Source organism: Mycolicibacterium arseniciresistens, assembly GCF_030519285.1.
In the GTDB taxonomy this organism is placed as follows: domain Bacteria; phylum Actinomycetota; class Actinomycetes; order Mycobacteriales; family Mycobacteriaceae; genus Mycobacterium; species Mycobacterium arseniciresistens.
Map to the genome: position 1 here is coordinate 1 of NZ_JAUMSQ010000404.1, position 5533 is coordinate 5533.

At 71.4% G+C, this 5533-nt stretch carries 7 protein-coding genes; all 7 read right to left on the reverse strand.

Going from position 1 to position 5533, the window contains the following annotated elements; all coding sequences use genetic code 11:
- The coding region (gene eccE / locus Q2100_RS29290; RefSeq protein ID WP_302916850.1) for a type VII secretion protein EccE at positions 1 to 766 on the reverse strand (766 nt) is incomplete at its 3' end.
- On the reverse strand, positions 763 to 2136 hold the full coding sequence (gene mycP, locus Q2100_RS29295; RefSeq protein WP_302916851.1) for a type VII secretion-associated serine protease mycosin: 1374 nt from the start codon (positions 2134 to 2136) through the stop codon (positions 763 to 765). The genes mycP and eccE, both read right to left, overlap by 4 nt.
- 10 nt (positions 2137 to 2146) lie before the next feature.
- On the reverse strand, positions 2147 to 3556 hold the full coding sequence (gene eccD / locus Q2100_RS29300) for a type VII secretion integral membrane protein EccD (protein ID WP_302916852.1): 1410 nt from the start codon (positions 3554 to 3556) through the stop codon (positions 2147 to 2149).
- Positions 3538 to 4425 (reverse strand): ESX secretion-associated protein EspG, encoded by an 888-nt coding sequence (locus tag Q2100_RS29305; RefSeq protein ID WP_302916853.1) that lies wholly within the window; start codon positions 4423 to 4425, stop codon positions 3538 to 3540. The genes eccD and Q2100_RS29305 overlap by 19 nt, the downstream gene beginning before the upstream one ends.
- Before the next feature lie 36 nt (positions 4426 to 4461).
- The gene (locus Q2100_RS29310; RefSeq protein WP_264011214.1) at positions 4462 to 4752 is read right to left on the reverse strand and encodes a WXG100 family type VII secretion target; all 291 of its coding nucleotides are present in this window, start codon (positions 4750 to 4752) and stop codon (positions 4462 to 4464) included.
- A 31-nt stretch (positions 4753 to 4783) separates the two neighbouring features.
- Entirely contained in the window at positions 4784 to 5077 is a 294-nt protein-coding gene (locus Q2100_RS29315) for a type VII secretion protein EsxS (protein WP_264011213.1), read from the reverse strand.
- 56 nt (positions 5078 to 5133) lie between these two features.
- Positions 5134 to 5533: PPW family C-terminal domain-containing PPE protein (locus Q2100_RS29320; protein WP_456094155.1), on the reverse strand; the 400-nt coding region annotated here is incomplete at its 5' end.

Below are 5533 nucleotides of genomic sequence, written 5' to 3' on the forward strand. Positions count from 1 at the left end.
GTGCTCCGGCGCCGGGCCGCTCCGCCGTGCGGACCGCGCACCCGACGGCGATGCTTCTACGCGCCGCCGTGCCGGTGATCTCCAGCGCGGACCAGGTGTCCGCCGACAGCGCGGGGACGGCGGCGAGAGTCTCGGACAGATTGTCCTTCACGGCGATCCGATAGGCGGCGACGAATCCGGCCTCGTCCCGAACGCCCCGCCACGTCTCCTTCGCGCCCGGCGGGACGGGGGTGTCGGCCCGGTCCTCCGCCGTCACGTTCCAGCCGGCCTCGCGAAGGTGATCGGTCAGCCGGCGGCCTGCGATCTGCGCCGTCTCCTGTAAGGGGATGCTCGTCGACCGGGCCTGCAGCGCGGCCAGGTTGTCCGCCGCTCCCAGCGTCAGGCTCACCCACGTGGTGCGGGTGCCGCCGGCGTCGTGGCTGACGACTTTCACCTTGTGGGCGCGGATCCCGTAGCGCTCCACGTAGCCGGCGATGAGCGGCAGCGGCACTGCCCGCTGTTCGGACGGGTCCAGCCGCAGCACCACGGTCGCGTAGGCCGCCGGCCTGCCGGACCCCTTGGCGTGCCGCTTGCCATGGTTGCGGCGCCACACCGCGAGGCGCCTGCTGACCATCGTCGTGGCGAAGAGCCCACGCCACCAGGCGAAGACGACGATCAGCACCGCGGCGGCGACGCCGAGCACCCACCAGTCGAGGGTGGTCTGCCACGGGTAGGCCAGCGCCGCCGCGACGACGACGAGTGCCGCCAGGGTGATCCGAACCGTCATGCGGGGTCCTTTCGTCGGTCAGAGCCGAACACCACGACCGCCAGCACGATCAGCGCGAGCGCGCCCGCGCCGGCGAACGCCACGATCCTCGGGGTGTCGTCCTTCGCGGGTGGTTCCGGTGGCGCGGCCACCGGCTTGCTGGAAACGGCTTTCGCCGTTGCGGTTTCGGGCACATCCCAGGTCAGCGCCGCAACGGGGTCGACGCTGCCCGCGCCGACCACACTCGAGGGCGTGCGCGGGCCGCCGTGGGCGGTGGTGGTCAGCCTGCGGACCACCTGCTCGGCCGACAGCTGCGGATACCTGCTGCGGACCAGCGCCGCCACGCCCGACACGTATGCCGCCGCGTAACTGGTGCCCTTGATCGGGTTGTACTCCTGCCGCTCGTTGGGCAGACCGTTGGCCAGACCGCCGCCGGGGGCGTTGCTCACCGACGTGATGCTCTCGCCGGGCGCCGCGATGCCGACCCACGGGCCGGCCATGGTGAAGTCCGAAGGTTGCCCGCCGGGGGTCAGCGATCCCACCGACAGGACGTACGGCTGCCACCACGACGGGATCGAGACCGAGGTGACCCCGGCCCAGTTCCTCGGGTCGGCGGGATTGCCCGCGTCGGCAACCGGATTCGACTCGCATGCCGTCCCTGTGGTCAGGCCGCCGCGCTGGTTCCCCGCGGCCGCCACGACGACCGCGTCCTTCTCGACGGCGGCGTACCGCAGCGCGGCGCCGAGTTCCGCCTGGTCGACCGACCTGTCCGCCGGGAGGCAGGTGACCACCGAGATGTTGATGACGCGGGCGCCGAGATCGGCGGCGCGCACCACCGCCCGGGCCAGACTCGTCACGTCGCCCGCCGCCCTCGCGGTGGCCTGGTCCTCGCCCGGGTTCCGCGGGGAGAACGCCGCGGAGTTCTGCCGGATGGACAGGATCCGCGCGTTCGGCGCCACCCCGGAGAAGCCGTCGGCGCCCGGCTTGCCCGCGATCAGGCCGGCCACCAGGGTGCCGTGCCCGTCACAGTCGGTCAGGCCGTCGGTCGACTGCACGAAGTCGCCGCCCGGCTCCACGTCGGGCAGCCTCGGGCCGGGTTGCACGCCGGTGTCGATGACCGCGACGGTCTGCCCCTCGCCCCGGCTGTGCTCCCAGGCGCCGGCCAGGTCGAGCGCGACGGTGTTCGGGCTGACCGCACCGGGATCGCTGCCGCCGATCACGCCGCTCGTCACGCATTCGGTGCGCTGTTCCATCGGCTGCGCCGGTCCGGCGCTGCCGGACGGCGGCGGCAGCAGCGGGTCGACCTCGGGCGGGCTGATGGCGGCGGCAGGTGGACTGCTGATCAGCAGCACCGTGCACGTCGCCGTCAGCGACGCCAAGACCTTGTGCATCACCGAGGCATCACCGTTCGAGGACCCAGGTGAACAGCCCGACCAGGTAGGCCATCACCGGGATCAGCGATGCGTCGACGGCGGCCGCGGCGAAGCCCACCAGGCGCCGCATCGGCAGCGAATAGCTCTCCGGCGATGCGACCTTCGGGTTGAGCGCGACGATCACCCACACCGCGACCAGCACAGCCAGCGCGAGCAGCGTCCACCACGCCGCCTGGTAGCGCTCGGTCACCGCGAACGTCACCAGCAGCGCGGTGGCCACCAGGTAGGAATGACCGAGAAGCCACGCCTTGCAGGGCGCCGAATCCCACACGCGGGCACGCAGAGTGGCGCCGGCGGCAGCTGCCGCGACGACGTACCACGCCCACGGCGAGGCGTCCGACGGTGCGACCAGGAACAGCGAACCGGTGACGGCCAGCAGCACACCGGCCGCGATGAAGCCGACCTGATGGGACTGGCTGATCCGCACCCGGCGCGGCAGGTCCTCGAGGACGCGCAGAGGCTGGGCCGACGGCGTCGGGTCCCCGGGTGCGGGAATGACCGGCAACGGGAACCGGGCCAGCGTCGCGGAGAGTTGCGCGGCCTGAACGGTCACCAGCAGCCCGATCACGATCAGCAGGCAGCCGATCTTCACCGGGTTCAGCTGCCAGAAGATCGCCGCGCCGGAAGCCAGCAGGACGCCGAGGCCGACGGTCGCCGTCGCGGTGAACAGGCCGATGGCGCGTGCCCCGGTGGTGAGGCTGATGACCGACCAGGCGGCCACGCCCGCAGCGCCGAGCAGAATCTGAGGTGCACCGAACTCGCCGGGTACGGCCAGCGTGAACGCGGCTGCCACCGGCGCCAGCGCCACCACGGACAGCGCAGTGCCCAGCCGGGCGGCCCCCGGGCGGGCGAGCAGCGCAGCCAGCGCGGTGGCCAGGGCCAGTCCGCAGACGGTGAAGAGTCCGACCAGTTCGTCGGTGACCACCCGGTGCGTCACGGACAGGGCCGTGGCGATGAGCACCAGGCCGAGCACCGCGAACGTCGCGCCGCGCTGGATCTGGGCGATGCCCCACGGCTTGGCGCGTGCCGCCGAGAAGATGACGGCGGCGTCGGCGATGTCCTCGACGATGCGCGGCGCCGGGGTGCCCGCCGGGACCGGCTGCAGCGCAAGGAGATCACCGTCGACAACGCCCACGGTGTCCAGCGTGGCGTCCAGGCTGAACGGCGCCCCTCCGATGGGTGCCAGGCTCAGCCGCACCGGGTCGGGCACCTCGGCGTCGTCTGAACCGCCTGCCGACAGCACCAGGCGCTGGACCGCGGGCAGGATCTCGCGCAGCGGCAGGTCGGCAGGAAGCGCGACCTCGGTCAGCCGGCCGCCATCGTCGCCGGCCGCGAGGACGGCCACGCGCACGATCGGCATCACAGTGTTGTCGGACATTGCTCGTTTCTCGGATCTCTCGTTGTGTCTTCGGTTGTCTCCGCGTCGAAGTCGCGGGTGAGGTTGAGGTCGGGGAACCAGGGTCCGCTGGGCAGCGAACCGGTCAGCCGCTCCACGGCGGCAGCGATCGCGAACGGGGTACCCGGGGCGAAGGTGGAGACCCATTCCCCGTCGAACGCCATGGCCGGGCTGACCAACACCCGGCCGGCGACGGTGTCGACGATGCTCACGCCGACGCTGGTGGTGACGCGGTGGCCGTCACGGTGCTCGCCCGCGACGATCTCCACATACGTTCTGGTGTCGGCGAAGGCGGCCTCGACGACCGGCCGGGCGAACGCCGGGATCCCGAGGAAGTCCAGCACCTCAGCCAGCGGAACACCGTCGCGGATCTGCTGATCGGAACGGGCGCCCAGCGCAGCCGGCAGGGCGAACTCGTCGAAGTGGGCGGGTTTGCGCCCCGACAGTCCGACGGCCAGCACCGGAACCAGCGCATGCGGGTGGTCGATCGCCATCTCCGTGAACGTCACGAGGTGGGCGTTGCGCAGTACCACCACGGTGCGGCCCTCGCGGCGCGCGATCACACCGCGCAGCAGATCGCCCGGCCCGGAGACGAAGCGCAGATCGAGCCACTGCTCGGCGCGCGTCGTCACCCGGACCCACTGTGCCACCGCGGAATCGATCATCCCGTCGGCGTTCATCACCCCGAGTGCGGTCAACTCGGCGGTGCGTTCGGCGACGAACTGGGACCGTTGAGACATGTCGCTGTACGGCGGCGTGATCGCCAACACCCACGGAAAGGAACCCGCACCGAGGGTGTCGGCGACGAACCACGCCTGCTCGACGGTCAGTTCGACGGCGTTAGGACTCACTGAGCCTGACGCCGGCCCCGGTTTGCCAGCGGTGGCTCATGCCCCCCACTTGGCGCCTTCGGCCATGTCGCGCGCGTTCATCGACGCGGTGTTCATCTCGTGGGTCGACGCCATCGCCCGGTAGGCGCGCACCAACTCCTCGAGCGCCATGTTCCACTGCGCCTGCCACGCCTGGTACGTCATACCCGTGTCGCCCTGCCACGCACCGGCCAGCGCTGCCTGCTCGCTGGCGATGTCCGCGCCCACCGCGTGCATCGCGCCGGCATAGGTCGACATCTCTCCGGCGTGAGCCATCATCGCCGGGTAGTTGTACATGATCTGAGACATCACAAATCCTTTCGTTCGCCTGTAAACCCGGTCAGATCGCGGTGTAGGTCGACGCGGCCGCGGCGTCCTCGGCCACGTAGGTGCCTGCGGCGTCGCCCAGGTTCACCTGCGCGATGTCCAACAGTGCGTTCACCTTGGCCGACACCTCGATGAACCGCATGTGCGCGGCCTGGAACGCCGCCGACGACTCACCCATGTGAAACGCCTGCGCCGACGTCGCCGCCTGCTCGGCCTGCGCCATGGTCGAACGCATCAGCGCCGTCTTGGCGCCGAACGCGGCCTCAGAGGCCACCAACTGCGGAATGTGCGCATCCAACATGCTCATCTATTGCTTCCCTTCACCCATATTCGTTCGAAACAGACTGTCCCCCAGCACGTCGCTCAGTTGCGCGATCCCCCCTCCGGGCCGTCCTGCTCGGGCTCCCACGACGTGGGCAGCATCGGCACCACCGGGCCCCCGTCGAACGCATCGGTGGACACCGTCGTCAGCCCCGCAGCGGCGGCATCGGAGCGGCCCGCGGTACCGCTGAACCCCATCGGCCCGCCACCGCGGGTCGACGCACTCACCCGCGGCTCATCGGCCGACGGCGTCTCGCCGTCAGGCTCGTCCTCGTAGTCCATGTAGGCGTCGGCGTATCCGCGCCCCTTGACCTCGGCGACCTTCTTGCGCCGCCGTTTCCGCCGCTCCGCGGCCGACAGCGCCGCAGCGGCGGCCGCGGCGGGGATGCCGGACGCCGGCGCCTTGGCACTCGAACCCTCCCGGAACGTCGGGGAGAACCCC